We start from the raw sequence: 26,729 nt of genomic DNA, 5'->3' as shown, positions 1-26,729 counted from the left end.
GTCCTGTACCGGGCCCCTCGTCGAGCTTAGCCAGTGGGCGCCGGTGGCGCTTCGCGGGAAGGAGCCCCGCCGCGGGCCCGGCGTCGCGCCGTCCGCCGGATCCTCCGTGAATCAGGCACTCGGGCCAGGTCCAGGGCATCGGACGAGCCATGGTTCCGAATTCAATGATTCAGTCCGCAGGGGTTGCTTCCGCGTTGCCCACCACCGCGACCCGCTGTTCCCCGCTCATGGTCTGCGAGGGGGCGCCCGGCCGGCTTCCGGGCGACGGGCGGAGTCGGTGACACCGGAGGGGTTTCGGCCGGATGAGGGTGGATGACGGTGGATTGACCACCGGACCGCAGTGCGGCCGTACCGGCAATGTCGACTTCTGTTGATCACGGAGCAACCTCGGGCGCGCGAGCGCCGTCTTGATCCACAGCGAAGCGGTTCGCCGCGAGCGACGAGCCACGTCCGCCCCCTCACGAACACCCGGGTCCACCCGTGAGGTGTCTATGCATTGAATGTATACATGGAGTGCATAGTTGTTGTCCGTCCCGATTCGATCCGGCCGCGCACGAAAGGCCCTCATGCACAGCAAGGCACTGGCGCCCGAGTACCAGGGTGCTCTCACCAAGATGTCCGTGAACTCCTCTCTCACCGACGTACTGGCAGAAGGAGTACGTCACTTGAGGAAGGCCGAGCTCTCCGGTTCGCCGCAGGAGGTGGCCCGGTGCGGGCTCGCCGTCGCCGAGGCGCACCGTCGGCTGGGTAATGTGGTGGAAGCCGATCGGGCCTGGAAGGCGAGTTATCGGTCCGCTCGCTCGGCGGGTGATCTCGGGGCGATGGCCTGGGCGTTGTGGAGTGGTGGGACGCTGGCCAGGCAGCGGGGTGAACTCAGGCTTGCTTTCCGGTTGTTGGGGCTTGCGGCGGATATGGGCAAGCGGGGCGGGGACGTCGTTGCCCGGGGCTACTCCCTGGCCGGTCTTGCCGAGACCGGCCGAATACAGGGCGACTACCGGACCGTCGCCGCGCTGCACGAACAGCTGCTCGCAGAAGCACGCGCGCGCGGCGAGGCGCGTCACACGGTGTGGGCGCTGGAGGGGATCGCACAGATCCACCGCAACACCGGCTCGCTCGACACGGCCTTGGCCATGTTCGAGGAGGCGGCCGAGCTGGCGGGCAACGCGGACGACCGGCGCGGCCGGGCGTGGGCGCTGCGCGGCATGGCCGACATCATCTCCCTGCGGGACGATCCGGAGCGCGCCCTCGCGCTGCTCGCGGAGGCCGAACTCACCTGCCGTGAGATGAATTTGTCCAGTGCACTGGCCTACAACCACAAGATGCGGGCCAATGTCCTCTTCCGCGCCCGCCGGTACGAGGAGGCGCGCGCGATGTACGAGGAGGCGCTCGCGGAGTTCGGCGCCATGACCGAACCCCGGGGCCAGGCGCTGGCCCGGCTCGGCCTCGTCAAATCGCTCGCCCGGCTGGGCCGCGACCGGAGCGAAACCGCGGCCGATCTGCACGAGTTGCGCCGCACCCTGGACCGGATCGGCCTGCTCAATGCCCGGGACATGGTCGACAAGGCGTACGCCGAACTCGGTGTGGCACCGGTCGACGGCGACACGGACGGGAAGAGCCGACGACGATGACGCCACCGCCCGCAACCCAGCAACAGTCCGCGGCGCCGGAGGTGCTCGCCCGCTGCCGCGACCTCGTGCGCCCCGCGCTCGCACAGGCCGTACGGCGGCTGCATCCGTGGCACGCGGAGATGGCCGCCTTCTCCCTCGGGTGGAGCGCGGCGGACGGCAGCCCCGCCCCGGGCTCACAGGGCAAGGGGCTCCGCCAGGCCCTCACCCTGCTCAGCGCCGAGGCCGCCGGCGCACCGGCCGAGAACGCGGTGGTGGGCGCGGTCGCCGTGGAACTGATCCATGTCTTCTCCCTCCTCCACGACGACATCATGGACGGCGACGAGACCCGCAGACAGCGCGCCACCGTGTGGAAGGCATACGGCACCGGACCGGCGATCCTCGCAGGTGACGCGCTCTTCGCACTGGCCGTGCAGACCCTGGCCGACTCACCCGGGAAATACAGCGCAACAGCAGTCCGGCACCTCGCCGCGACACTGACCGACCTGGTCCGCGGCCAGGCCGACGACCTCCTCTTCGAGTCCCGGCCGTGGAACGGCCCCCAAGCAGTCCAGCCGCACGAGTACCGGCGAATGACCGAACACAAGACCGGCGCACTGCTCGGCTGCGCGACCGGCCTGGGCGCCGTACTCGCGGGCGCCCCCGCCCCGACCGTCGACGCACTCACCCAGGCGGGCCGCCACCTCGGGATGGCATTCCAGGCAGTGGACGACCTCCTCGGCATCTGGGGCGACCCCGAGATCACGGGCAAGCCCGTACACAGCGATCTACGCCGACTGAAAAAGACCTACCCCGTCCTCTCGGCCCTGGCCACGGACCAGCCCGCCGCACAACAGCTCGCCACACTGCTCGCCACCGGAAACCCACTCGACGCCACCGACATCCAACACGCCGCCGAACTCATCGAAGAAGCCGGCGGACGCACCGCCACCCTGACCGAAGCCCACCACCACCTCGACAACGCCCGCCACAGCCTGGAAAGTGTTCCGCTCACCCCGGCCGCACTCGACGAAATCCTCACGCTGCTCCCGTTCCTCATCGACCGCACCCGCTGACCCCGCCGCCCCGGGACCGGTGGCCGGTCCCGCCGTCCGCGAATCGTCAGCCGGTGAGCCCGGAGATGGACTCCCCCGCGACGGCCGCGGGGCCCCGGGGTGGAGCACCTCGGGGCGATGGACCAGGCGGGGCCGCGGCTGGGCGACGGGAACGGCGATGTCGGGGGGCGTCGATCCGGTGGGCGTCGGCGAGACCGAAGAAACAGGCGTCGGCGAGGCCGAAGAAACAAAAGGGAACGCCGGTGTTCAGGGGGTGGCCCGCAGGGAGGAGGGCCGCGAGGGGTGACCGTCGTTCATCGCGCGTCGTGGAAGACGAGGCCGAGGGTGTGGCGACGGCCGGAGCGGACGGTGCTGACGCCGTGCCGCATGGGCGCCTTCGACCAGCCACGCCTGGCGGCGACCGGGCGGTCACGGGTGGTGAAGACCAGCCCGCGGCCCTGGGGCAGAGTGGTGGCCGATCCGCGTGACTGTGCGCGGGGGCGCTGTTCGGTCATGACGAACTCGCCCCCGGTGTAGTCGGTGCCGGGCACGTCGAGGCCGATGACGACCTGGAGCGGGAAGAGCATGTCGCCGAATACGTCGCGGTGCAGCGCGTTCCAGTCGCCGGCACCGTAGCGCAGGAGGATCTGGGCGCACTTGGACTGTCCCGCTGCGTGACACAGGGCGATCCACTCGGCCAGCTCGTCGGGCCATGGCGCCGATGTGCCGAGCTTCGCGGACCAGTCACGGGCGATGCGCAGCAGGTGCGGATAGAACGCCGCGCGCAACTCCCGTACCACTTCGGGCAGATCGTGGGTGAAGTAGCGGTACTGGCCGGAGCCGAAGCGGTGGCGGACCATGTCGACGGTGGAGCGGAAGCGTTCGGCCTCGTCGTACAGCGTGGCGATCTCCCGGCACTGGGCGGGGGTGAGCAGCCGCCCGGTCGGCGCGCTGCCGTATGCGGCGATCTCTGCGGTGAGCGCGGTCCAGTCGGTGGCATCGACCAGCTCGCGCACGGTTCCGGTCGGGGACGTTGTGTCGATCACGGCTCTGGTTCCTGGTTCCTGGTGCTGGTACTGGTGCTGGTTGCTCATGTCCTGGCTTCGATTCCTGGTTCCGGCCACGGCCCCGGATCGATGTCGCGACGGGGCCCCTGCGATCGATGCTGGCCGACCCCGGGCATCGAGTCCGGCGCTATTCGGACATTGCGCTGCTCGGGCGCGGTGTGCTCCCGCTGATTCGGCCGCACGGAAGGCTCGCCCGGCCCTGCGACCGGCGATGCGGCGATGCGGCGATGCGGATCATTCGCGCCGGCCCCTGCCGGACATGCGACCGTGGAAGGACACCATGCGCTCCGATGAGGGAGGTCCCGGATGCCTGCACAGCCGCTCGACGGGACGACGCTGGAGGAGCTGGTCGCCGATGCCATCGCCGCCCCGTCCATGCACAACGCCCAGCCATGGCGGTTCCGGTACCGGTCCTCCAGCAGGACTCTTACGCTCCGGGCGGAGTTCGACCGTGAGATGCCCGAGGCCGACCCCTCCACTCGCGCCCTGCACGTGGGGTGCGGCGCGGCCCTGCTGAATCTGCGGGTGTCGGCCACCCACCGGGGCCTCGATGCGGTGACCGCACTGCTTCCGGTGCCCGTCGACCCCGCCGTCCTGGCGACGGTCCGCCTGGAGGAACGCGCCGAAGGCGCCGAGCGGCCGGCGGATGATAGGACCCTCGCCGCTCTGTACCCCGCGATCCCGCGCCGTCACACCAGCCGCTGTCCGTTCGACGACCGGGTGATTCCCGACACCGTCCGCACTCTCCTCGCCGAAGCGGCCGGTGCCGAAGGGGCCGACTTCGCGTTTCTGCCGCCACAGCACCTGGAGGTCGTGCTCCTGCTGATCCGGGACGCCGAGGGGTTCGATCTGCACGACCCGGCGAGGGACGCGGAGCAGCGCTACTGGACCCGGGACACGAAGGCGCAGGCACCGGTCGACGGCGTCCCGGACTACGCCTTCGGCCCCATCGACGCGTCGGACAGAGCGATCAACCGGGATTTCGCGGGCACGGACATCATCCCGGGCCGGGCCCGCGTCCGCTTCGAGGACCGGCCGCAACTCGCCCTGCTCCGTACCGCGCGCGACCGCCCGGCCGACTGGTTGCGTGCCGGTCAGGCCCTGGAACGTGTCCTGCTCACCGCCGTACTGCACGGGCTGGTCGCCTCCTTCGCGACCCAGCCCCTCGAATGGCCGGAGCTCCGGTGCCTCCTGCGCGCCCCGGCCCTCGGCACGGGGCACCCGCAGATGATCGTGCGCCTCGGTTACGGACCCGACGGACCGCGCACACCGCGCCGCCCCGTGGCCGAGGTGCTGACGATCGAGCCCTGAGGCGGGACGAGCTGCCGATCCGGGCGGCAGCGCCCCCTGACCGCGGCGGCGGCCGGTCGGGGGCGCATGCCCGTTCATGCTCCACACACCCCTGATCGCCACTTCCTGAAAAACAGTCAGGAGCCTATTCTGCTGCGTCGACCACGAGAACAAACGAATCGATGCTCGTGGCCGCGCTGGGGCGCGGCGGCATGGGGCAGGTGTTCCTCGGCCGGTCGCAGGGCGGCCGCATGGTCGCGGTGAAGCTGGTGAACCCGGAACTGGCCGGAAGCGGAATTCTGGCGGCGGTTCGCCCTGGAGGTCGAGGCGGCCCGGAGGGTCGGCGGTTTCTGCACCGCCCAGGTCGTGGACGCGGGAGCCGGTCACGGACCTCCGGTACCGGCGGTGCGGGTGAGCAGGTCCGCGACCCGGGCAATCATCTGGTTCTCCGCGCCGTCGCGGACGGTCGTCGGATGGTACGCGAGCACGAAGCGGCGCTGCTGGTCACGGGTGGAGAATGCGGCGTTCTCGTAGCCGTACGTCTCGCCGGTCTTGCCCCAGAAAGTGACACCGTTGACGACGGCCTGCTGCAATCCGGTGCTGTAGCGGGCCGGGGAGCCGTCCAGCATCCGCACGCCGTCCGGGGGCAGGGTGAACATCAGCTGAAGCAACTCCGGTGGGAGCAGCTCGCCGGAGAACAGCGCGGCAAGCAACCGGTCGAGGTCTCCCGTGGTGGAGATCATGTCGCCCTCGCCCCGGCTGGAGGACTGGTCGTATGCCGTGATGTCCCGCAGGCCGCCGTCGGCCATGGCCAGGTAGCCGTGCACATGACGGCCGTGGATGCCCGGGTCGTCGCCGGGGATTACGGTGTGTGCCAGGCCCAGCGGACGCAGAATGCGGGCCGCGACGGCCTCGCCGTACGGGCGGCCGGTCACCCTGTCGATGATCAGTGCGGCCAGTACGTAGTTGATGCCGCGGTATTCCTGTCGGGTGCCCGGAGCGAATTTGAGCGGTCCGTGCGTCGCCGTCGCCACCCACTCCTGCGGTGTCCAGTGGTCGAAGCGGTGGCGGAACACCTCCTGCGCGGTATCCGGCTCGGGAATGCCGATGTGGTCGGGCAGACCGCTGGTGTGGTTCAGCAGGTGCGCCACGGTGACACCGGCGAACCGGGCCGGCAGCAGACCCGGGAGGACGTGCCGCACCGAGGCGTCCAGCGCGACCCGGCCCTCGGACACCAGTTGCAGCATCACCGTGGCGACGAAGACCTTGGTGACGCTGCCGATCCGGACCTTGTCGTACGCCGTCACCGGCCGCCGTGTCCTGATGCAGGCCACACCCGAGGTGCCGTACCAGTGCCCGCCCGTGCCACCGACCCGCAGCTGGGCCGCGGTCGAGGGCGGGTGCGCCAGGTCGTCGATCGCCGCCCGCAGGCCCGCGTGATCCAGTGGTGGGAGCGGCAGGGGAGCTGCGGCGGCGCGACCGGCGGGCAGCACCACTCCGGCGGCCAGCGCCGCCGCACCCGACATGGCGATGCCGGCAAAGGTCCTTCGTGACATGTGCGTTGAGGTCATGTCACTCACAGTGCCGACAGCGGCGTGCCCGGACATCGGGGGCCGCCCCGGAGCGATCCCCCATCGCACCCCGACCCGTCCCGCACACGAAGTGGTCTTCCCGGCACCTCGCGCGATCGTTCCACACGCCGGAGCAGGTCGCCGCCACCGTCCACGCCGTTCCGATGCGCCGCAGCCCGGCCGCAGCCGCTCCCCGGAAACACCGGCACCTGCCGGGCCCACGGATCGCGAATCCCGCTCGCGAGCCACCGGCCGGACGCAAGCGATAGGCTCGTTGTGTAGGGCACGCGTTCCGATCACGGAGGCTGCCATGAGGGAGAACATCGAGTACTCGACTCCGTCCCAGGCCGAGGGCGAGAGGCTGGACGAGGACAGGGATCCCACCGAGGAGCGGCACCCCGCCACCATGCGCACCCAGCCGTCCCAGGCGGAGGGCGAGCGCCGCGCGGAGGACGAGGAGACCTGACACGGACGGCACCCGCACGCCGCCTCTTCCCTGCCGGTGAGCGGACCGGTCAGTCGGCCGGGCCCAGTGGGTCCGGGGCCGTCCACGTCGGCAGTCCCGGACCGGCTCCGCCGGGCGTCGTGCCGTCGCGCATCGCCAGCCGCTGCACCTGCGCGTAGGACGGGGCGCTCAGGTCCGTCGGCCGCCCGTCCCGGACGGCGGTCGCGGCGTCGACCGCTGCCGCCAGGGCCCTGCGGTACAACAGCGAACCGAGACTGACTCTGCGTACCCCGAGTTCGGTCAGTTCGGCAAGGGTCGGGCCGGTGGGCGCGTACAGGATGTTCAACGGGACGGCGAGTAGGGCGGTCAGCTCGGCGATCCGGACCGGGTCCGACAGTCCCGGCACGAACACGCCGTCCGCACCGGCCTGTTCGTACATCGCCAGCCGCGTCGTGGTCTCCTCCTCCCGGGCACCCGACCAGTGGGTGTCGGTACGGGCGTTGAGGAACAGAGCAGGCGCGGCGGCCTTCACCGCCGCGATCTTCGCGGCGTGCAACTCCACGGGGGCAAGGGTGCCGTCGGGACGGCCGTCCTCAAGGTTGATCCCCGCCGCGCCCGCCTCGTACAGCTTGCGGGCCAGCTCGGCCACTTCCGCCACATCGTCGCTGAATCCGCCTTCGGCATCGACCGTGAACAGGAAGGAGTCCTGTCCGAGCCGGCGGGCCAGTGCCAAGGTGGCGTCGAGGGCTGCGGCCGCCCCGTCCGGCAGCCCGACGGCCGCGGCCACGCCGAGGCTGGTGGTGCCGACGGCCGCGAACCCTTGCGCCACCAGAGCGGTGGCCGAGGCATGGTCCCAGGCGTTGGGCAGCAGCAGCGGGGCGTCCGCCCGGTGGTGCAGGCGGGCGAAGGCGGTCAGCGGCTGCTCGGGCGTCGGAGGCGTCGGTTGCGTCATGACCCCGACGATAGAGCCGCAACAGTTCGGCAGTGCCCGAAACGTCCTGGCGGCAAAGGCCCGTTCCGGCGCCCGGCGCAGTCGGCGTTCCAGTGCGGGCAGCGGCCGGTGAAGCGAGGAAGCGGTCGGCACGGCTCGCGTCGGCCCCGGCGGGGAGCGCCGGAAAACGTACTCGCCGAAGGAGTCGCGTACGAAGTCGGCGAACCGTGCGGCGAGCGAGAAACCCGGCCGCCGGAACCGCTCCTTGCACCTGCCGAGTACCGTAACCGTGCACACGACAAGTTCCGAGGAGCCTGGCCGAAGCCCTGTGGCGGCCCGGGAAAGCACAGGGCAGAACAGCTAGGGCGCCTCGCCCGCGTGGTCGACGGCGGACCTGGTGAGGACCGCGGAGGTGCCGACGACGGTTCCGGCCGGGCCGGCGTCGTCGGCTTCGGCGAGGACCGTGCGCTCGCCGAGGAACGCGTAGGTGCTCCGGTCGAAGACCCACTGCGTCTGCTGCCCCTGCGCCGTACGGGCGACGGCGACGCCTTCGCGTCCCGTGGCATCGTCGGCCGCGCGGATCACCGTGACCCCGGGGATCTTCGCGGCGGCCCGGTAGAGCGCGGCGCCGACCTCCGGTGGCGCCCAGGTCTCGGCCAGCAGGTCTCCGATCGCGCCGAACGCCCGCTGGTCCGGGTCCTGGCCCTGCCCCCGGGTCTCGTCCCGGATCAGCTTCAGCAGGGCGTCGGGGTCGGTGGGCAGCGAGGCGACGTAGGTGTGGGTGGGATTGCTGACCGACGGGCCGGAAGAGTGCAGGGTACCCGGACGGGGTGTCGCCCCCGGGCCGTCGAGGGTGCCGGCCGGTCCGTCGGTGCCGAGCCGGGTGTCGGGCCGGCCCTCCTCGCGCAGCAGGCCGGGGCGGCTGCCGTCGGCGGAGAGCCACACCTGCCGGGTGTGCACGGGAGGCATCGTCACGGGGCCTCCCCCGGCGCTCTGCGCGGCGTAGGCGACCTTGCTCTCGATGTACACGAACCGGTCGGCGCGGACCGCAGTCCGCTGCTCCGCGGCGGCGGCGAGTGCGATGCGGCCGAGGAGGCGTGTCGCTTCGGTCGCGCGGGGGGCGCCGCCCACCACCGCGGAGGGGCTGCGCCGGGGCGCGTCCGGGAGGTTCACCACCACGACGCCGCCGACCGTCAGGGCGCAGACGACGGCCGGCGCCAGAATTCGGAGCAGCTGTCGGCGCGGGCGTCCGGCCCGGCGGGCGGGCGTGCCGGACGGTACGGTGCGGGCGGCCTCGGCCAGCAGTGCCTGCTTCAGCAGCAGTTCACGGTCGGGGGTGAGGCCGGGGACCGGCGGCGGGGGCAGCAGACCGGTGAGGGCAAGGCGTTCGTTCTCCTCGGACCGGTGGTCCGTGGTGTGACGCGGGGTGGCGTTCATCCGTGGTTCTCCTGGCGGGACGAGCGGACCGCGGGAATGCGGCCCGGTACGGGCTTGTCGGGGGTGGCACCGGGTTCGCCGCCCGCCGCGGCCGGCCGGCCGGCTTCGGGCCGCCCGGGGCGCGGGCGTGTGGACCGCGCCTCGGCGTCGGCGAGTTGGCGCAGTCGGCCGCGGGCCCTGGAGAGACGTGACCGGACGGTGCCGACCGGTACGTCGAGTGCCTCGGCCGCCGCCGCGTAGTCCAGGCCCTCCCACACCACGAGGGTGAAGACTTCCCGGTCGTGGCGGCGCAGCCGGGCAAGTGCGGTGTGCGCCGCGCGCAGTTGCTCGGAATCAGCGAGGTGTGTGACGAGGTCGTCGACGAAGTCGGGCACGGAACCGCGTTCCGGGACGCGGGCGAGCGCGACGTCCCGGAGCCGGCGTGAACGCGCGTTGCGGCGCATGAGGTTGGTGGCGATGCCCAACAGCCACGGGCGCAGGCTGTCCCCATCGGGGTGCAGGTTCTCCCGGCTGCGCCAGGCCTCCAGGAAGGTCGCCGAGACGACGTCCTCGGCCTCCGCCCAGTCACCGGTCACGCGAAGGGCATAGCGGTACAGCACCTGGGAGTGCTCGTCGTACAGCTCTCCCAGGGCGACGCGGTCCCCGCGGCGGAGGCGATTCCTCATGAGTGATTCCACACTCTGCTCTGCCGCGTCCATTGCGCCGGTTCCCGTGACGTGCACCACATGCCCTGTCCCGGGTTCGCGCCCCCGCACCGATGTGACGCGGATCACTGGAACTCCGGCGCTCGGTGGCGCAGTGCAGGTCATGAACAATTCTTCCCTGCCCCGCCGCAGCGTGCTGCGGACCATGGCGCTCGCCGTGGCCGTGGCCGGCACCGCGACGCCCGCCCTGGAAGCCACCGCCTTCGCCGCGGAGCCGCAGACGTACGCCCTCACGATCAGACACCTCGACCGCACCGGCCGGCCGACGGGGACGTACGAGACCACCGTCACCGGAATCTCCGGCGCCGGTGCCGACGAGGTCGTGCAGCCGTACGACGCCTCCGGCACGGTCACCGTGCGGCTTCCCAAGGGCCGCTATCTGCTGAACAGTTCACTGAGCTCCGGCGACGCCTCGGCCGGCACGGACTGGATCGTGCAGCCGCGCCTCGACCTGGACCGCGACACCACCGTCACCGTCGACGCCCGGACCACGGCCGCCGTCGACGTACGACCGCCCGACCGCTCGGCGAGATTCCTGCACAGCGCGATGGTCGTCGAGGTCAGGCACCAGGGCGCCGAACGGCTCGTCAACCTGATCTCGTCCACGGCGAACCTGCGCGTCGCCCACCTGGGCCCCGCCGCCGAGGCCGGATCGGTGAAGCAGTGGTTCGACGCGTACTGGACGTCCGCGAGCGCGGACTACGGGCTCGGCTACCTCGTCACCGGCACCCGCGCCCTGACCGGGCTCACCCGTCACCCCTCCGCCAAGGACCTCGCCACCGTGAAGGTCCTCGGGGCGGCCCTGCCGGGCACCGCGGGGACCGGATTCGTCAGCCTGCAGCCGAGTACCGGACTGACCGTCGGGGCCTCCCGGTCCCTGACCACTCCCGGCACGGCCACCTATCTCGTGACGCCTGAACGCGGCGCCTGGGACATCACCTACATGGCTCCCCGTGCTTCCGGCGCGGAGCCGAACCGCTATCTCGCGGAGGGTGTCGTCGTGCGTGCCGGCGGTACCACCACCCACGTCTTCGACAACGCCGTCTTCGGCCCCGGCCTCACCGACCGGCCCGGAGTGGTGCGCGACGGCGACAGGATCGCCCTCGACGTCCCCTTGCTCATGGACGGCGGCGGCCATGCGCCGTCCTCGCCGCCGTACGCCTCGGCCTCGACCACGCTGCACCGCAACGGTGTGCTCGTCGGGACGCGTGCCGACGCCCCCGGGCGGGCCGACTTCACCGTGGCGCCGGAGCAGGCGGCGTACCGGCTCACCAGCACGGTGAAGCGCACCGGTGCGCCGGGCGCCGCCACTCGCGTCACCGCGGTGTGGACCTTCGACTCGGACACGACCACCGGTCCGGCCCCGGTCCCGGTGAGCGCCGTACGGTTCTCCCCCGCGCTCAGCCCCACCGGCACCGCGCCGGCGGACGCGCTCTTCCGTGTCCCGGTCACCGTGCAGGGCGCCGCCGCGGACGGAAACGTCCGCTCGCTGGCCGTGTCGGTCTCCGTCGACGACGGCTCCTCGTGGACCCGGGTGCCGGTCGAACGCGACGCCGTCACCGTCCACAACCCGGGCGCGGGCACCGGCGTCTGCTTGCGTGCGGAGCTGACCGACACCGGCGGGCGCACTCTCACCCAGACCGTCGTCGACGCGTACCGCACGGAGTGATTCCACCGCCGGGAGTTCCTGGCTGAGGACCGTCAAGGGCTCACCGTCCCCGGGCCGGACAGTTCAGGCCACGGTCATCCTCGGTATCCCCTCGGGCCACCCTGAGCGGCGACACTCCCCGCGTCCCATTCGCACGGGTGCGCACCGACGAAGGAAGTACCGATGGATCGCAGATCGTTCATGGCCACCACAGGCACCGCGTCGCTGGTGGGCGGTGCGCTCGCCGCCGGCGCGGGGCTGACGGCTCCGGCGGCCGAGGCCACCGAGCACCGGCCCGACAAGGGCCGGACGGTCCGGTTCAACGTCATCAGTGACATCCAGGGCGACCTCGCCGACTTCGGCAGGGCCCTGGACGATCTGCACCGCATCAATCCCGGAAGTGCCGGCCTCGGCATAGCCGGCGACATCACGCCGCGCGGCTACGACTTCGAGTACGCGGCGGTCCGCCGGACCCTCGAACAGCACTCGCACCCCGAGAACATCGCGTGGGCCATCGGCAACCACGAGTTCTACGTACCGAAGTACAGCGACCCGAACACTCTCGCCCAGGCGACCTGGCCCAACGGCACCACCGAGGACTCCCTCTTCCGCAGCTTCTACAACTTCGCGGAACGCAACAAGGTGTACGCGGAGACGTCGTTCGGCGGCGTCCCCGTGCTCAGCCTCGGCACCGAGCGCTATTCCCACTACCACGACGCGAAGCTGTGGGACGAAGTGTGGATCAGCGACGAGCAGTTCGCCTGGCTGGAAGACCGGCTCGCGTACTGGGCGCGCCGCCGCAGGCCCGTCATGGTGCTGACCCATCACCCGCTGCCCAACACGGTGTCGGGCACGCACAACAAGCTCTACCTCAACGACTACCTCCAGGCCGACCGGCTGCTGTCGGTCCTGGGCCGCCACAAGGACGTGTTCCTGTTCTCCGGGCACACCCACTGGGACCTCGGTCTGTCCGACTGGGTGGTGCGCCGGGTCGTCCCGGGCACCGGCAACCTCGAAGGGTTCACCGTGGTGAACACCTCGGCCGTCCAGGTGGGCTGGATGGACGACGGCAAGGGCGGCGAGGTCTCCCTCGGCGGTGCCTTCAACCAGGGGCTGCAGGTCGAGGTCGGTCCCCACTCCGTCGTCATCAAGGCCCGTGACTTCACCACCGGCACCTGGCTCAAGCAGTTGACCGTGCCGCTTCACACCAGGGCCTGATCCGGGCACCGGGACCTGATGCGCCGTTGGGCGGATGCCACACCGACGGCCGGCACCGCATCCACCCGATCAGCGGGTCCCGGTGCTCAGTCCGGCAGCCACGCCCGCCAGGTGGACTCGTTCTTCCGCACCCACCGCTCCGCGGCTTCCTCCGGCGACAGCTTCCGGTCCGCGATCATCAGCGCCACCTCGTTCTGTGCCTCTGTCGTCCAGTGGAACTTCTTCAGGAACTCGGCGGCCCTGCCGCCCCCGTCCGCGAACCGGGCGTTGAGGAACTTCCGCAGCGGAGTGTGCGGGTAGGCACACGCCACCTTCTCCGGGTCGGCGTCGCAGCCCTCCTTGTACGCGGGCAGCTTCACCTCCGTCATCGGGACCTGCTCGAACAGCCACTGCGGCTTGTACCAGTAGGTGAGGAACGGCTTCTTCTCCTTGGCGAACTGCTTGATCTGCGTGATCTGCGCCGCTTCGGAGCCGGAGAACACCACCTGGTAGTCCAGGTCGAGGTTCCGCACGAGCGCCTTGTCGTTGGTGACGTACGAGGGCGAGCCGTCCAGGAGCTGGCCCTTGCCGCCGCTCTCCGCGGTGCGGAGCAGGCCGGCGTACTTGTCGAGGTTCTTCCAGTCCGTCACGTCCGGTTCGGCATCGGCGAAGTACTTCGGTACGAACCAGCCGATGTGGCCGGTCACCCCGAGTTCGCCGCCCGGCGCGATGGTCTTCTTGTCCGCGACGTACCGCTGCTCCTGCTCCGGGTGGCCCCAGTCCTCCAGGATCGCGTCGACCCGGCCCTGGCTCAGTGCGTCCCAGGCAGGGACCTCGTCGATCTGGACGGTGTCGACGCGGTATCCCAGCTCGTGCTTGAGCAGGTACTGGGCGACCGCGGCGTTCGCCTGTGCGCCCACCCACGACTGGACGGAGAGGGTCACGGTCCTGGCCCCGTGCGCGTCGGCGTACGGGGAGGACTGCTTGGTCATGTCCGCGGCGCCGCAGCCCGTCAGGACCGGCAGCGCGAAGGCCGCGGCCGCGGCGATGGCACGTCTACGCATCCCGGCTCTCCCTTCCGACAGGCTGTGTGACCCGGTCCAGCATCAGCCCGAGGCACACGATCGCCGCGCCCGCGACAAGACCGGTCGCCAGGTCGCCCTGGGCCAGCCCGAACACCACCTCGTAGCCGAGCGCACCACCGCCGACGAGGCCGCCGATGATGACGACGGCCAGGACCAGGACCACGCCCTGGTTGACGGCCAGCAGCAACGCGGGTCTGGCAAGGGGAAGTTGGACCTGGCGCAGCTGCTGCCAGCCCGTCGCGCCGAGCGAGCGGGACGACTCCATCGCGACCGGGTCCACGGCGCGCATGCCCTGTGCGGTGATACGCACGACGGCGGGCAGCGCGTACACCACGGCCGCGGCGGTGGCGGGTGCCCGGCCGACGCCGAACAGCGCGACCACCGGGATGAGGTACACGAACTGCGGCATCGTCTGGAATACGTCGAGCACGGGCCGCAACACCCGCTCCAGGCGGGGGCTCCGGGCCGCGACGACACCGATGGCGACACCGGCGAGGAGTGTGACGGCGACCGCGGCCAGCACCTGCGAGAGGGTGTCCAGCGCCGGGTCCCACACCCCGAGCACCCCGATCGCGGCCATCGCGAGCACGGCGGTCAGCGCGGTGCGCCAGCTGCCGATGAGCTGGGCGACGACCCCCACCAGGAGCAGTACGGCCCACCAGGGCAGCCACTGCAGGCCGTCACGCAACGGGTCGAGGACCCAGGTGGTGAAGCGGGCGGCCCAGTCCGCGGTGCCGCCGACGACGGGAATCCCGGAATACAGGTGCGCGGTCATCCAGTCGACGGCGCTGTTGACCGGACCCGCGATGTCCACGGTCCAGGCGTCCGGCCACGAGAGCCGGTCGGTGCAGCGGCCGACGAGTGCGACGGCGACCGTACCGGCCGCGGCGACGGCCCAGCCGAGGCCGGTGCCCCGGGCAGGCGCGGCACCGATCCGCTCCCCTGCCGCACCGGTGACACGGTCGAGCACCACGGCGAGCAGTACGACCGGCACGCCGGCAGCGAGCGCCGCGCCCACATCGACGGAGGCGAGGGCCTGGTACACCCGGTCGCCGAGACCGCCCGCGCCGATCACGGACGCGATCACGGCCATCGAGAGCGCCATCATGATCGACTGATTGACGCCGAGCAGCAGTTCCTTGCGGGCCAGCGGGAGCCGGGCGGTCAGCAGCCGCTGCCGGCCGGTCGCGCCGAGCGAGGCGGCGGCCTCCATCACCCCGGCGTCCGCGCCGCGCAGGCCGAGCGCGGTCAGCCGGGCCATGGGCGGAGCCGCGTAGACGACGGTGGCGAGGACCGCGGCGGGCACGCCGATGCCGAAGACCAGCACGACCGGGAGCAGATATGCGAAGGCGGGCAGCACCTGCATGGTGTCGAGCACCGGGCGCAGGGCCCGGTGCACACGGCCGGAGAGTCCGGCGGCAAGCCCGAGCACCGCGCCGAGCAGCACGGACGCCGCGACGGCGACGACCATCAGGGCGAGGGTCTGCATGGTGGGGACCCACATGCCGAGCAGCCCGCACAGGGCGAAGGCGGAGACCGCGGTGAGTGCCGGTCGGAGGCCCGCGAGGCACCCGGCGACGAGGCCGGCGGCGGCGGTGACCCCGGCCCAGCCGATGGCGAGGAGGACGAGGTAGACGGCGCGTACGGACAGCACGACGACGTTGCTGATGTGGCCGAAGAAGTACAGGAAGAGCGGGTGGCTGTCCCGGTTGTCGGTGATCCAGTCGCTGGTGTCGCCCATCGGTCCGGACAGATCGACGGCGAAGTGTGCGGGCCAGCCGCCACCGCCCAGGAGCACGGTGCCGAGGAGGAGCGCCACGAGTGCGGCGCCCCCGATGAGTGCGGTGCGGTGCCGGGCGACGCCACCGGTCAGCGGCGCGCCCGCCTCGGCGGCAGGGGTGGCGGTGGTGCTCATCGGGTCCGCCTCCTCGTCGTGTCCGCTGCGCGCACGGTCGCGGCCGGATGCGCGGGACGCGGGCCCGGTGAGCCCCAGGTGGTGTGCGCGGGCATCAGGCCGCCTCCGTCCGCGGGGCGAGCCCCGCCACCACACCGAGCAGGTCCGCGTGGCCGACCACGCCCAGGCAGCGGCCGTCCTCGACGACACGGGCGGTCCCGCCGCTGCGGACGACGGCCTCGATGGCCTCGTGGACCGTCGCGTCGGGGGCCAGTGCCGGTCCGCTGTCCGTCTCGGCGGGCCCGGCCGGGCGCATCGCCGAGCGCACGGTCATCACCTGTTCGCGCGGCACGTCGCGGACGAAGTCGCGTACGTAGTCGTCCGCGGGGGCACCCACGATCTGCTCGGGTGTGCCGAGCTGCACGATCCGGCCGCCCCGCATCAGCGCGATCCGGTCGCCGAGTTTCAGCGCCTCGCCGAGGTCGTGCGTGATGAAGACCATCGTGCGGCCCTCCTCGCCGTGCAGCCGTACGACCTCCTCCTGCATGTCGCGCCTGATCAGGGGGTCCAGTGCGCTGAACGGCTCGTCGAACAGCAATACTTCGGGGTCCACGGCGAGGGCACGGGCCAGCCCGACCCGTTGTTGCTGGCCGCCGGAGAGCTGGGCGGGGCGGCGGTGCTCCATGCCTTCGAGGCCGACCTTGGTGACGAACTCGGCCGCCCGCTCACGTCGTTCGGCGCGCGCGATGCCCTGGATCTCCAGCCCGTACGCGACGTTGTCCAGGACCGACCGGTGCGGCAGCAGCCCGAAGTGCTGGAAGACCATCGCGGCGCGGTGGCGGCGCAGTTGGCGCAGCCGGGACGCGTCCATCGACAGCACGTCCTCGCCATCGATGGCGATCGAGCCGGAGGTGGGCTCGATCAGCCGGGTCAGGCAGCGCACGAGCGTCGACTTGCCGGAGCCGGACAGGCCCATGACGACGAAGACCTCCCCCTTGCGGACGTCGAACGACACATCGCGCACGGCGGCGGTGCAGCCGGTGCGTTCACGCAGCGCGGCCGGGCCGAGTGCGGCGAGATCCGGATCCGCCGGCACCCGGTCGGCCTTCGGACCGAAGACCTTCCACAGCTCGCGTACGGAGAACACGGGCGGCCCGGAAGGGACAGAAGGCCCGGAAGGGGCGGGCGGCTCGGTGTTCATCAGGCGTTGCCTCCCAGAAGGTCCGCGCATTTCTCCCCGATCATCAGCACGCCGATCATCGGGTTGACGGTCGGCATCGTCGGGAAGACGGAGGCATCGGCGATCCGGATGCCGTCCAGGCCACGGATCCTCAGATCGGGTGACACCACGGCGAGTTCGTCGTCCGCAGCACCCATCCGGCAGGTCCCGGCCGGATGGTAGACGGTGTGCGCGACCTTGCGCGCGTACTCGCCGAGCTCCTCGTCGGAGGTGACCTCGGGCCCCGGGCAGACCTCGCGCCCGAGCCAGCCGGCCAGCGGTTCCTGCTCCGCGATGCGGCGGGCGATGCGGATGCCGTCGATGAGGGTGCGGCCGTCGTAGTCGTCCTCGTCGGTGAAGTACCGGAAGTCGAGGGCGGGTTTGACCCCGGGGTCGGCGCTGGTCAGATACAGCCGCCCGCGACTGCGCGGCTTGGGGACGTTGGGGGTCATCGACACTCCGTGCGGGGGCCGCCGATAGCCCAGCCGTTCGGGGTTGTCGGTGAACGGGATCTGGTAGAAGTGGAACATCAGGTCCGGCCCGTCGGCCTCCGGGTCCCGGCGTACGAACAGGCCCGCGTCGCTGTCCATCGCGGAGTTCTCCGGGATCGGCCCGTCGGTCTCCCAGACGATGACCGACTCGGGGTGGTCGAGAAGGTTCTCGCCGACACCCGGCAGATCGTGCACGACGGGGATACCGAGCTTCTCCAGGTCGGCGCGGGGCCCGATGCCGGAGTGCAGCAGCAGCCGGGGGGTGTCCACGGCGCCCGCGCACACCAGCACCTCGCGCCGGGCCCGTACGACGTGCTCCGCGCCGTCCTTGGTGCGCACCCGCACACCGGTGACCCGGGTCCCCTCCAGCTCCAGCCCGAACGCCCAGGTCTCCAGGGCGATATGGAGGTTCGCACGGTCCAGGAACGGGTGCAGATACGCCACGGAGGCCGAGGAGCGCTTGTTGTTCTCCGGGTGGTAGGCGAGGTCGAAGAAACCGACGCCCTCGTGGAACGGCTGCTTGTTGAATCCTTCGACGCGCGGCACGTCCAGAGCGGCCTGCGCTGCTTCGACGAAGTCGCGGGCGATGGCGTTCCGGTCGGCCTCGTCGACGGGGACGATGTTGTTGCGGAGCCTGGCGAAGTACGGGTCCATCGACGCCGCGTCCCAGCCTTCGGCGCCCGCGTCGGCCCACTCGTCCCAGTCGGCCGGCAGCGGCTTGAAGGCGATGAGGGTGTTGTGGGACGAGCAGCCGCCGAGTACCCGGGCGCGGCTGTGGCGGATGTACGAGTTGCCTCGGGGCTGCTCGGTCGTCGGGTAGTCGTAGTCCAGTTCACCGCCGAGGAGGCCCATCCAGCGGCGCAGCGTGAGGACGTCGTCCCGTCCGACGTCGCTGGGGCCGCCCTCGATGACGGCGACGGTGGTGTCCGGGTTCTCGGTGAGCCGGGAGGCGATCACCGATCCGGCCGTGCCGCCGCCGATGACGACGTAGTCGTAGAGGTGGTTCTCGGTCATGTGCTCGCTTCCCTCTGCTCCGTTGCGCGCGGTTGCGTCGGTGGACTGCGTTGCACCGGTCGGCTGTGCTGCGCCGGTCGGCAGCGTCGAGTCCGTCGCGTCTGCTGCGTCCCGTGCCTGTGCGTCTTGCGTCACGCGTGGTCTGTGCGTCGCGTCTTTCGTCTGCGTCTCAGCCCGCGAACCAGCGCACGGGGCGCGGAGCGAGGTTCTGGTAGATGTGCTTGGCCTCGCGGTACTCCGCGAGGCCGGTCGGGCCCAGTTCACGGCCGATGCCCGACTTCCCGAAACCGCCCCATTCGGCCTGCGGGAGGTAGGGGTGGAAATCGTTGATCCAGACGGTGCCGTGGCGCAGCCGGCCCGCGACGCGCCGGGCGCGGACCGCGTCGGAGGTCCACACGGCGCCCGCGAGCCCGTACTCGGTGTCGTTGGCGAGGGTGACGGCCTCGTCCTCCGTACGGAAGGTCTCGACGGTCAGGACGGGGCCGAAGACCTCTTCGCGCACGACGCGCATCCGGCGGTCGCACCGGTCGAGGACGGTGGGGCGGTAGAAGTAGCCGGGGCCTTCGGGCCGTTCGCCGCCGGTCCGGAGCACGGCGCCCTCCGCGAGGGCGGACGCGACGAAGTCCTCGGTCCTCGCGAGCTGTCGCGCGGAGACGAGCGGTCCGCACTCGACGCCCGGGTCGGTGCCGCGGCCGAGGCGGATCTTCGCGGCACGGCGGGCGAGTTCAGCGACGAAGCGTTCGCGCAGCGACTCCTCGACGATGAGGCGGGAGCCGGCGGAGCACACCTGGCCGCTGTGGATGAAGGCGGCGTTGAGCGCCTGGTCGACGGCGGTGTCGAAGCCTTCCTCGGTGGCACAGGCGTCGGCGAAGACGACATTGGGGTTCTTGCCGCCGAGTTCGAGGGCGACCTTCTTCACGGTGTCGGCGGCGGCGCGGGCCACCTTCGTACCGCTGGCCAGCCCGCCGGTGAACGACACGAGGTCGACGTCCGGGTGTTCGACGAGACGGGCGCCGACGGTGGCACCGGGGCCGGTGACGATGTTGGCGGCACCCTGCGGCAGTCCGGCCTCCATCAGGAGCCCGATCAGTGCGACGGTGGTGAGCGGGGTGATCTCGCTCGGCTTGATCACGAAGGTGTTCCCGGCGGCGAGGGCCGGGGCGATCTTCCAACTCGCCTGGAGCAGCGGGTAGTTCCATGGGGTGATGAGTGCGCACACACCGACGGGCTCGTGTACGACGACGCTGTGGATCTCGTCGGACCCGGCGTCGACGACACGCCCGCCGCTCTCGTTCATGACGAGGTCGGCGAAGTAGACGAAGGCGTCGCGCACACAGTCCACGTCGACGCGCCCCTCTTCGAGGGTCTTGCCCGCGTCCCGGCTCTCCAGGGCGCCGATCTTCTCCCGGTCCCGCTCCAGCAGTGCCGCGACGCGGCGTAGCAGGGCGGCCCGTTCGGCGACGGGCGTACGCGGCCAGGAACCTTCGTCGAAGGCGGCACGCGCCGCGGCGACGGCGTCATCGGTGTCGGTGACGCCGCCCTCGGACACGACGGCGAAGACTCCTGCGTCGACGGGGTCGATGATCTCGCGCGTGGCGCCGGAGGCGGCCGAACGCCACTCTCCGCCCACGTGGATGGTCTGTTGTACTGCCGACACGTCGTGATTGGCCCTTCGGTTCCGGTTTGCTCTTCACGCCGGTCGCACCCCGGCGATCTGGCCGCCTGCCCCGGGTCCGGAGAACCATGCGCCGATCAGGAAGGAAAGTGATCCGCCTCACCTCCCGGGCTCCGGCCTTGTGCCGTCGCGCAGTTCGGGAATGCGCAGCCACGGATTCGGCGACAGAGGGCGCTTCCGGGCCGCCCGGGAACCGGCCGGCTCGGTTCCGCCCCTCCCGTGGAGTTCGCGGGGTGGGCGAGGCCCTCGCGCGCGGTGCGACACGGGTCGACCGACGCGCGGAATCAAAGGACGTGCAGGTGGGCCTCCCCTTGCTCTCCGAGCAGAGGAGGCCCAGGGACTACGGGACAGCCCTCAGCGTTGCGGGTCCGGGGCGACGGCGGCGGAGTCCACCGCGGCGAGCCAGGCTTCGGCGACGATCCGGTGGCCGAGTGGCGTCGGATGGACCCCGTCCCGGGCCAGCTCCGCGGCTTCCTTCGTCTCCGCGGCGCGACGCAGCGCGAGGTCCGCACGGACCACCTGGGCTCCGTTGGCCGCCGCGGCGCGAAGGACGGCATCGGTACGGGGCGTCAGGTCCTCGAACCAGCTTTCCTGTTCCGGGGTGACCGGGAGCAGGAACGGTGTGATGACGACCAGTTGAGCGGAGAGTTCCCGTACGGTGTCCGCGAGGAGGCGGGCGAGGCACGCCTCGAACTCGTCGACGGGGCTGGCGAGTCGGCTGTCGTAGAGCCGCCAGGTGTCGTTGATGCCGATCTTGACCGTGACCACGGTGGGCCCGTGTTCGATGACATCGGTGGTCCATCTGGCCTCGAGGTCGTAGACGCGATTGCCGCTGATGCCCCGGTTGATGACAGCGGGCACGGGTCCGTCGCCCGCCCTCGCGCGCAGGGTCCGGGCGATCTCGTTGACGTACCCGTCGCCGAGCGATGCGAAGTCTCCGCGGTCGCGGCCAGCGTCGGTGATGGAGTCACCGATGAACAGGAGTGTGTCGGTTTCCTTGATGTGCATGTCTGCCGTCCTGGTGTCGGATGTCGGGAGGGGAGCCGCTCAGCGGTGAGCCGCGACGCGCCGCAGCGTATCGGCCTCGCGCGGGAGCACGGCCGGGTCGTCGCCGGGCACGAACTCCAGGAGCGCCTCCAGTGGGACGCCCCGTCCGTTCAGCAGGCCGAAGACTCCGGCCCACAGGTCCTCTCGGTCTGCGAGCGGCAGTCGGTGATTGCCCGGCCACCAGGAGAAGACGTGCACCGCGCTGATCCGGTCGACGAGCGCGGAGAGCCCCGCCAGCGCATCCTCGTCGGGAGCGTCCTGCGGCGGCTGCCAGTACGTGCGGAGGTTGTCCGCGCCCACCTCGTCCAGCAGCCGGACGGTGGACTCCACGGTGTCGGTGAGGGTCTTCGAGTGGAACTCCAGCGCGAGCTCCAGCCCGTGGTCGGCCGCGGTCCGCGCCGCCTCCCGCAGGCGGGCGGCGGTCGCGCTGCGCTCCCTGGGTGCAGCGGCCCGGGAGCCGACCCCGCCCGCCCAGACCCGCACCCGCGGCGCCCCGAGGAGAACCGCGGCGCGGGCGATCGCGGGGAACGCGGCCGCCTCGTCCGGTGTGGCGCGGAAGTAGGAGCCGTACGAGCAGCAGGTGAGCCCGTAGCGGTCGGAGGCCTCGCGGGCAGCACGGACGGTGTCGGGGTCGCCCGGGGGCGCGTGCACGTCCGCTCCCCACTCGACCGCTTCCAGGCCCGCGTCGGCGGCACGGCGGGCGAGCTCGGCCGCGGGCAGCCGCCGGAAGGTGACCGAGCAGAGCCCCGGCCTGATCACCGGCTGCCCCGGCCCGGCCGGTGGACCGCCCGGCGCGCTGTCCGCCGCTCGGCTCCCTCGTTCCTCGCGGCCATGGCTTTCCCTGCCCGTCACCACATTCCCTTCTCATTCGGCAGCCTCGTGGCGGCGCTTCCCGCCGCCCTTGCCGTGCGGTTGCGAACGGTCCGCCCGGCGTGGGCGGGCGGACCGGATCACCGGTGAGACCTCACGACGCGTTCGGCCCCACGTCCGCGGACGTGAGGGGGTGGCGCAGCGCGGCCGCGGTCGAGTACTCGTCGGCACCGATGTCCCGCGTCGTGCCCCGCGAGTCGCCGTCGATGTCGTCGGCCACGCCCGGGTCGGGCAGCGTGGCGGCGCCGATCGCCGGACTGCCCGCCGACAGCCGGGCCACACCGTCCGGGCCCGTCACCAGCTTCGGGTCGACGCGGGTAAAACCACCGGACGGAATGTTGCCGTTGGCCGCCGCACCCCACACCATGTTGCTCTGCCAGGTGAAGCCGGTCGTCACGCCCATCGCGACGAGGCTGCCCGAGTCGCCGACCAGCAGGTTGTCGGCGATGACCACGTCCCGGGGCTCGTAGGTGCGGGTCTCGCCCGAGAGCGTGCCGGAGTTGCCGATCAGCGTGTTGTGCACGATCACCGCGCGGTCGCAGGCGTCGTTGCCCCGCCGCTCGTCCTGCGTCTCGCCCGAGTTGTGGTCGCGGGTGGTGCCGCTGCCGACCACCAGAGCCCGGCCCGACAGCCCGCTGAGGTAGTTGTTGACGATCAGGTGGTCGTTCCCGTAGAGCCGCACGCCCTCGATGCCACCGATCAGGTAATTGCCCTCCACCCTGGAGCGGTTGCCGTGGCGGAGCACGATTCCGCCACGGCTGTTGCGGATGGTGTTGTATCGGATGGTGTTGTCGGAGGACTTCACCGAGATCGCCTCGGGGTCACCGTCGGCACGCTCGAACAGGTTGTACTCCACGACCGCATGGGCGCCCGACAGCGCCCGCCCGCTGACACCGAGGCGGATCGACTCGCCGCCGTTGTCCCCGGAGAAACTGTGGTCGGAGAAATGGTTCTTGAAGATGTGGATGTTCTGGGCCATGTCGGTCGAACCGGGGCCGTCGACGACGAGGAAGATGCCGGCGGTGGTCTTGTCGTGGAAGTGGTTCCGGTCGATCTTCGTGTCGTTCGCCCGCACGACGAGCCAGTACGGGTCGCCGGTGTCCGCGTGCTGGAAGTCGTTGCGGGTCAGCCGGATCGACGAACAGTTCGCCGGGATCTCCGTCGTGGTGCTCTGCCGGAAGGCGAAACCACTGACGGTGATGTTGCTCGAATTGGCGAAGACGAAGCCGCGTTCGCCGCGCAGCACCGCGCCGCCGCGGGTCTTCGAGACGATCGTGATCGGCGCGGCGCCGGTGCCGTTCTTGCCGGAGACGATGATCGCGCCGCCCGCCGGAACGGTGTAGGTGCCGTCGGCCACGACGATCCGGTCGCCCGGTGCGGCGCCGTTGATCGCGCTCTGGAGTTCGGCCAGGGAGCCGACCGGTGTGTCGGCCGCCGAGGCGTCGACGGACATCGAGGTGCTGAGGGGCACGGTGGCGAGGGCTGCTATCGCGGTGCCCCTGAGGAACGTGCGTCGTTGCATGATGCCTCCTGTGGCGACAAATACGTGACGGGCCGGTCCGTACAGCCCCCGCGCTGGACGTGGTCGGCCGGTGGTGGGGACAGCCGGTGGCGGACCGGACCGGCTGTCCCTCCCGGGAGTGTGATCAGCGGGCGTGCGGACCGACGTCGGCCGGGGTCAGCGGCCGGTGCCTGGGCGCCCGCTCCGCGTACTCGTCCGCGCCCACGTCCCGGTACCGGCCGCGCGGGTCCCCGTCGATGTCGTGGGTGACCGGTGACCGCCCGAGCGTGCCCGCGCCGATCGCGGGGCTGCCCGCGGCGAGCCGGGCCACCCCGTCCGGGCCCGTCACCAGCTTCGGGTCGACGCGGGTGTACCCACCGGCGGGGATGTTGCCGTCGGCTGCGGCACCCCACAGGATGTTGCCGGACCAGGTGAACCGTACGGTGTTCGCCATCGCGACCAGCTCGCCCGAGTCCCCGACGAGCAGATTGTCCGCGACGGTCACATCGCGTGGCTCGTGGGGTCGCCGGCTCTCGCCGGAGAGTGTGCCCTTGTTGTTCACCAGGGTGTTGTACGCGATGAGGACCCGGTCGGGGGCGTCGTTGCCGCGGCGCGCCTCGGGCGTCTCGCCGGGCAGGTGGTCGCGCTCCGAACCGCTGCCGATCACCAGGGCCCGCCCGGACAGGCCGGCCAGGTGGTTGTTGACGATCACATGGTCGTTGCCGTAGATCCGCACACCCTCCGTGCCGGCGACGAGATGGTTGGCCTCCACTCGGTTGCGGTTGCCGTGCCGCAGGACGATCCCGCCGAGGCTGTCGCGGATGGTGTTGTGCCGGATGACGTTGTCCGAGCTCTTGACGGAGATGGCCTCCGGGTCGCCGTTGGCGCGCTCGAACAGGTTGTACTCCACCACCGCGTGGGCGCTCGACAGCGCCCGGGGGCTGACACCGAGCCGGATGGGCTCTCCGCCGTTGGACCCGGTGAAGGTGTGGTCGGAGAAGTAGTTCCTGAACACATGGACGCGCTGCGCCATCTCGTCGGTACCCGCGCCCTCGATGCCCAGGTAGATGCCGAGCGTGGATTTGCCGTGGAAGTGGTTGTGGTCGACCTTGCTGTCGTCCGCACGCACCATCACCCAGTGCAGGCCCTCGATGTCGGCGAGCTGGAAGTCGTTGCGGGTCAGCCTGATGTGCGAGCAGTTCGGCGGGATGTCCAGGGTGCTGCTCTGGCGGAAGGAGAAGCCGCTGACGGTGATGTGGCTGGACGCGTCGAGGACGAAGCTCCGTTCGCCGTCGAGGACGACGCCACCGCGGGACCGGGCGGCGATCGTGATGGGCGCGTGCTCGGTTCCCCGCTTGTTCCGGATGGTGAGGGGGCGGTCCGAGGGGACGGTGTATCTGCCGTCGGCCACGACGATGCGGTCACCGGGCCGTGCCCGGTCGATCGCGGCCCGGAGTTCGTCCAGCGAACCGACGGTGGCCGGGGCTGCCGTCGCACTCGCGGTCGGGAGACCGCCGGTGGGGACGACGGTCAGCGCCGCCCCTGCCGCGGTGGCCCTGAGGAACGTGCGGCGTTGCATGATGCCTCCGTGAGTGTGGTGGATGGGGGCCGGGCCTGACCCGGCGGCCGGGTCAGTGGTCGGCCGGAGTGTCCAGGTACAGCTCGATGACGGGCACGGCGGTGTCGGGGCGCTGGACGGGGAGCTCCAGCGTGAGCGTTCCGGCGGGCTGCCCGCCCATCTCGGTGTTGAGCGCGGCCCGGTCCGGATCGATGTGGACCCGGGTGATCTCGGAGGCGTCGTTCAGCAACTGGGCGTAGCGCACCCGGCCGGCGAGCCCCGGCAGGTGCAGATGGCGCAGCGGCCAGGCGAACAGGTGGACGTAGAGCCGGTCGCCGCGCTGGGTGTACCGGCATTCGGCGGGCGCGGTGTACGGGGACGGGCCGCAGCCGCGGACCGACCGCTCGTGCAGCTCCATCCACCGGCCGATCTCCCCGAGGACGGCGACGGCGCGCGGTTCGAGGTCGCCGCGGCCGGTCGGGCCGACGTTGAGGAGCAGGTTGCCGCCCTTGGACACCCCGTCGACGAGCATGCGGATCAGCAGGTCGGCGCTCTTGTGGTCCAGGTTGTCGCGGTCGTAGCCCCAGCTCCCGTTGAGCGTCTGGCACGCCTCCCAGAGCACGGGCCGGCCGTCCTTGGTCATGGGGCCCGAGGGCTGGTACTGCTCGGGGGTGATGAAGTCCCCGGGCAGGCCCGTCCGGTCGTTGACGAGGACGTGCGGCTGGAGTTCGCGGACCATGGAGAGCAGCTTCGGGGAGTCCCAGTCGTCCGGTCCCTTGCCGCCCCACCATGTGCGGCCCGCATACGAGAAGTCGAAGAACAGGTAGTCGACGCGGCCGAAGGACGTCAGCAGTTCGCGGACCTGGCCGTGCAGATAGCGCTGGTAGTCGCGAATGTCCCGGTCGGCGGCCGCGGCCTTGAACTCCTCGTCGTCGCGCTGCGGATGGGTTCCGTCCACCGGGAACGACGGGTGGTGCCAGTCGATGAGGGAGTGGTAGAAGCCGACCTTGAGCCCTTCGGCGCGGCACGCCTCGACGAACGGTCCGACGAGGTCGCGGCCGTACGGGGTGTTGGTGACCTTGTACTCGGTGAGGGCGCTGTCCCACAGGCAGAAGCCGTCGTGGTGCTTGGTGGTCAGGACGACGTAGCGCATGCCCGCCGCCCTGGCCGCCCTGGCCCACCGGACCGGGTCGTAGCGGTCGGGGTCGAAGTGGTCGAAGTAGACCTGGTACTGCTCGTCGGTCAGTTTCTCGCGGTTCTTGACCCACTCGTGCCGTGCGGCGAGCGAGTACAGGCCCCAGTGGACGAACATCCCGAACCGGTCGGTGGTGAACCAGGTCGTGTCCGGGGCGGGCGCGGGAGCCGGGGTCTCGGCGCTCTGGGGCATGGGGCATCGTTCCTTTTCGTCGGCGTCCGGTGGCGTGTC

21 protein-coding genes are annotated in these 26,729 nt (G+C 71.3%); 6 read left to right on the top strand and 15 right to left on the bottom strand.

Annotated features, from left to right (window positions below; genetic code table 11):
- Window positions 1–566: 566 nt before the first annotated feature.
- Together IE107_RS02290 and IE107_RS02285 are read left to right on the top strand one after the other, a co-directional pair.
- Window positions 567–1,628, top strand: a complete 1,062-nt coding sequence (locus IE107_RS02290; RefSeq protein WP_189540380.1) for a tetratricopeptide repeat protein — start codon at window positions 567–569, stop codon at window positions 1,626–1,628.
- On the top strand, window positions 1,625–2,680 hold the full coding sequence (locus tag IE107_RS02285) for a polyprenyl synthetase family protein (RefSeq protein WP_189540378.1): 1,056 nt from the start codon (window positions 1,625–1,627) through the stop codon (window positions 2,678–2,680). The genes IE107_RS02290 and IE107_RS02285 overlap by 4 nt, the downstream gene beginning before the upstream one ends.
- Before the next feature lie 293 nt (window positions 2,681–2,973).
- Here IE107_RS02285 and IE107_RS02280 read toward each other — a convergent pair whose 3' ends face one another.
- A complete protein-coding gene (locus tag IE107_RS02280) occupies window positions 2,974–3,753 on the bottom strand; it encodes a 2OG-Fe(II) oxygenase (protein ID WP_189540376.1) in 780 nt (259 codons plus the stop codon).
- A 279-nt stretch (window positions 3,754–4,032) separates the two neighbouring features.
- Between IE107_RS02280 and IE107_RS02275 the strand changes: the two genes are divergently transcribed.
- Window positions 4,033–5,037, top strand: coding sequence for an Acg family FMN-binding oxidoreductase (locus IE107_RS02275; RefSeq protein WP_189540374.1), 1,005 nt, complete (start codon window positions 4,033–4,035; stop codon window positions 5,035–5,037).
- Window positions 5,038–5,399: 362 nt separating this feature from the next.
- On the opposite strand, the gene IE107_RS02270 is transcribed toward IE107_RS02275, so the two are convergent.
- Window positions 5,400–6,587 (bottom strand): serine hydrolase domain-containing protein, encoded by a 1,188-nt coding sequence (locus tag IE107_RS02270; protein WP_189540372.1) that lies wholly within the window; start codon window positions 6,585–6,587, stop codon window positions 5,400–5,402.
- Between the two features lie 310 nt (window positions 6,588–6,897).
- On the opposite strand from IE107_RS02270, the gene IE107_RS02265 reads away from it, so the two are divergent.
- Window positions 6,898–7,053: a hypothetical protein gene (locus IE107_RS02265; RefSeq protein WP_189540371.1), complete on the top strand. Its 156-nt coding sequence runs from the start codon at window positions 6,898–6,900 to the stop codon at window positions 7,051–7,053.
- A 49-nt stretch (window positions 7,054–7,102) separates the two neighbouring features.
- On the opposite strand, the gene IE107_RS02260 is transcribed toward IE107_RS02265, so the two are convergent.
- The 3 genes from IE107_RS02260 to IE107_RS02250 all read right to left on the bottom strand — a co-directional run bounded on the left by IE107_RS02260 (window position 7,103) and on the right by IE107_RS02250 (window position 10,065).
- Window positions 7,103–7,984 carry an isocitrate lyase/PEP mutase family protein gene (locus IE107_RS02260; RefSeq protein WP_189540369.1) on the bottom strand — a complete coding sequence of 294 codons (882 nt, stop codon included), beginning with the start codon at window positions 7,982–7,984 and terminating at the stop codon, window positions 7,103–7,105.
- 339 nt (window positions 7,985–8,323) lie between these two features.
- Window positions 8,324–9,400 (bottom strand): CU044_5270 family protein, encoded by a 1,077-nt coding sequence (locus IE107_RS02255; RefSeq protein WP_189540367.1) that lies wholly within the window; start codon window positions 9,398–9,400, stop codon window positions 8,324–8,326.
- Window positions 9,397–10,065, bottom strand: coding sequence for an RNA polymerase sigma factor (locus tag IE107_RS02250; RefSeq protein ID WP_189540365.1), 669 nt, complete (start codon window positions 10,063–10,065; stop codon window positions 9,397–9,399). Before IE107_RS02250 ends, IE107_RS02255 begins: the two co-directional genes overlap by 4 nt.
- Before the next feature lie 142 nt (window positions 10,066–10,207).
- Between IE107_RS02250 and IE107_RS02245 the strand changes: the two genes are divergently transcribed.
- Window positions 10,208–11,773 (top strand): serine protease, encoded by a 1,566-nt coding sequence (locus IE107_RS02245; RefSeq protein ID WP_189540364.1) that lies wholly within the window; start codon window positions 10,208–10,210, stop codon window positions 11,771–11,773.
- Window positions 11,774–11,935: 162 nt separating this feature from the next.
- Window positions 11,936–12,970, top strand: a complete 1,035-nt coding sequence (locus IE107_RS02240) for a metallophosphoesterase family protein (RefSeq protein WP_189540362.1) — start codon at window positions 11,936–11,938, stop codon at window positions 12,968–12,970.
- Window positions 12,971–13,056: 86 nt separating this feature from the next.
- Here IE107_RS02240 and IE107_RS02235 read toward each other — a convergent pair whose 3' ends face one another.
- The 10 genes from IE107_RS02235 to IE107_RS02190 all read right to left on the bottom strand — a co-directional run bounded on the left by IE107_RS02235 (window position 13,057) and on the right by IE107_RS02190 (window position 26,690).
- Window positions 13,057–14,013 (bottom strand): ABC transporter substrate-binding protein, encoded by a 957-nt coding sequence (locus IE107_RS02235; RefSeq protein WP_189540359.1) that lies wholly within the window; start codon window positions 14,011–14,013, stop codon window positions 13,057–13,059.
- Window positions 14,006–15,949, bottom strand: coding sequence for an ABC transporter permease (locus IE107_RS02230; protein WP_189540357.1), 1,944 nt, complete (start codon window positions 15,947–15,949; stop codon window positions 14,006–14,008). The genes IE107_RS02235 and IE107_RS02230 overlap by 8 nt, the downstream gene beginning before the upstream one ends.
- Before the next feature lie 94 nt (window positions 15,950–16,043).
- The gene (locus IE107_RS02225) at window positions 16,044–17,129 is read right to left on the bottom strand and encodes a quaternary amine ABC transporter ATP-binding protein (RefSeq protein WP_229866643.1); all 1,086 of its coding nucleotides are present in this window, start codon (window positions 17,127–17,129) and stop codon (window positions 16,044–16,046) included.
- The gene (locus IE107_RS02220; RefSeq protein WP_189540354.1) at window positions 17,129–18,652 is read right to left on the bottom strand and encodes a GMC family oxidoreductase; all 1,524 of its coding nucleotides are present in this window, start codon (window positions 18,650–18,652) and stop codon (window positions 17,129–17,131) included. Before IE107_RS02220 ends, IE107_RS02225 begins: the two co-directional genes overlap by 1 nt.
- 169 nt (window positions 18,653–18,821) lie before the next feature.
- Complete coding sequence (locus IE107_RS02215; RefSeq protein WP_189540352.1) at window positions 18,822–20,309, bottom strand: aldehyde dehydrogenase family protein; 1,488 nt, start codon at window positions 20,307–20,309, stop codon at window positions 18,822–18,824.
- A 372-nt stretch (window positions 20,310–20,681) separates the two neighbouring features.
- Window positions 20,682–21,335 carry an SGNH/GDSL hydrolase family protein gene (locus tag IE107_RS02210; protein WP_189540350.1) on the bottom strand — a complete coding sequence of 218 codons (654 nt, stop codon included), beginning with the start codon at window positions 21,333–21,335 and terminating at the stop codon, window positions 20,682–20,684.
- A 39-nt stretch (window positions 21,336–21,374) separates the two neighbouring features.
- A complete protein-coding gene (locus IE107_RS02205) occupies window positions 21,375–22,226 on the bottom strand; it encodes a sugar phosphate isomerase/epimerase family protein (protein ID WP_229866641.1) in 852 nt (283 codons plus the stop codon).
- Between the two features lie 112 nt (window positions 22,227–22,338).
- A complete protein-coding gene (locus IE107_RS02200) occupies window positions 22,339–23,766 on the bottom strand; it encodes a polysaccharide lyase 6 family protein (protein WP_189540348.1) in 1,428 nt (475 codons plus the stop codon).
- Window positions 23,767–23,890: 124 nt separating this feature from the next.
- Complete coding sequence (locus IE107_RS02195; RefSeq protein WP_189540346.1) at window positions 23,891–25,324, bottom strand: polysaccharide lyase 6 family protein; 1,434 nt, start codon at window positions 25,322–25,324, stop codon at window positions 23,891–23,893.
- Window positions 25,325–25,376: 52 nt separating this feature from the next.
- Window positions 25,377–26,690, bottom strand: coding sequence for an alpha-L-fucosidase (locus IE107_RS02190; protein WP_189540343.1), 1,314 nt, complete (start codon window positions 26,688–26,690; stop codon window positions 25,377–25,379).
- Window positions 26,691–26,729 lie beyond the last annotated feature (39 nt).

The sequence above is a fragment of the Streptomyces gelaticus genome, from assembly GCF_014649535.1.
GTDB classification, from domain to species: domain Bacteria; phylum Actinomycetota; class Actinomycetes; order Streptomycetales; family Streptomycetaceae; genus Streptomyces; species Streptomyces gelaticus.
This window is presented reverse-complemented; position numbering and strand designations above follow the sequence as displayed.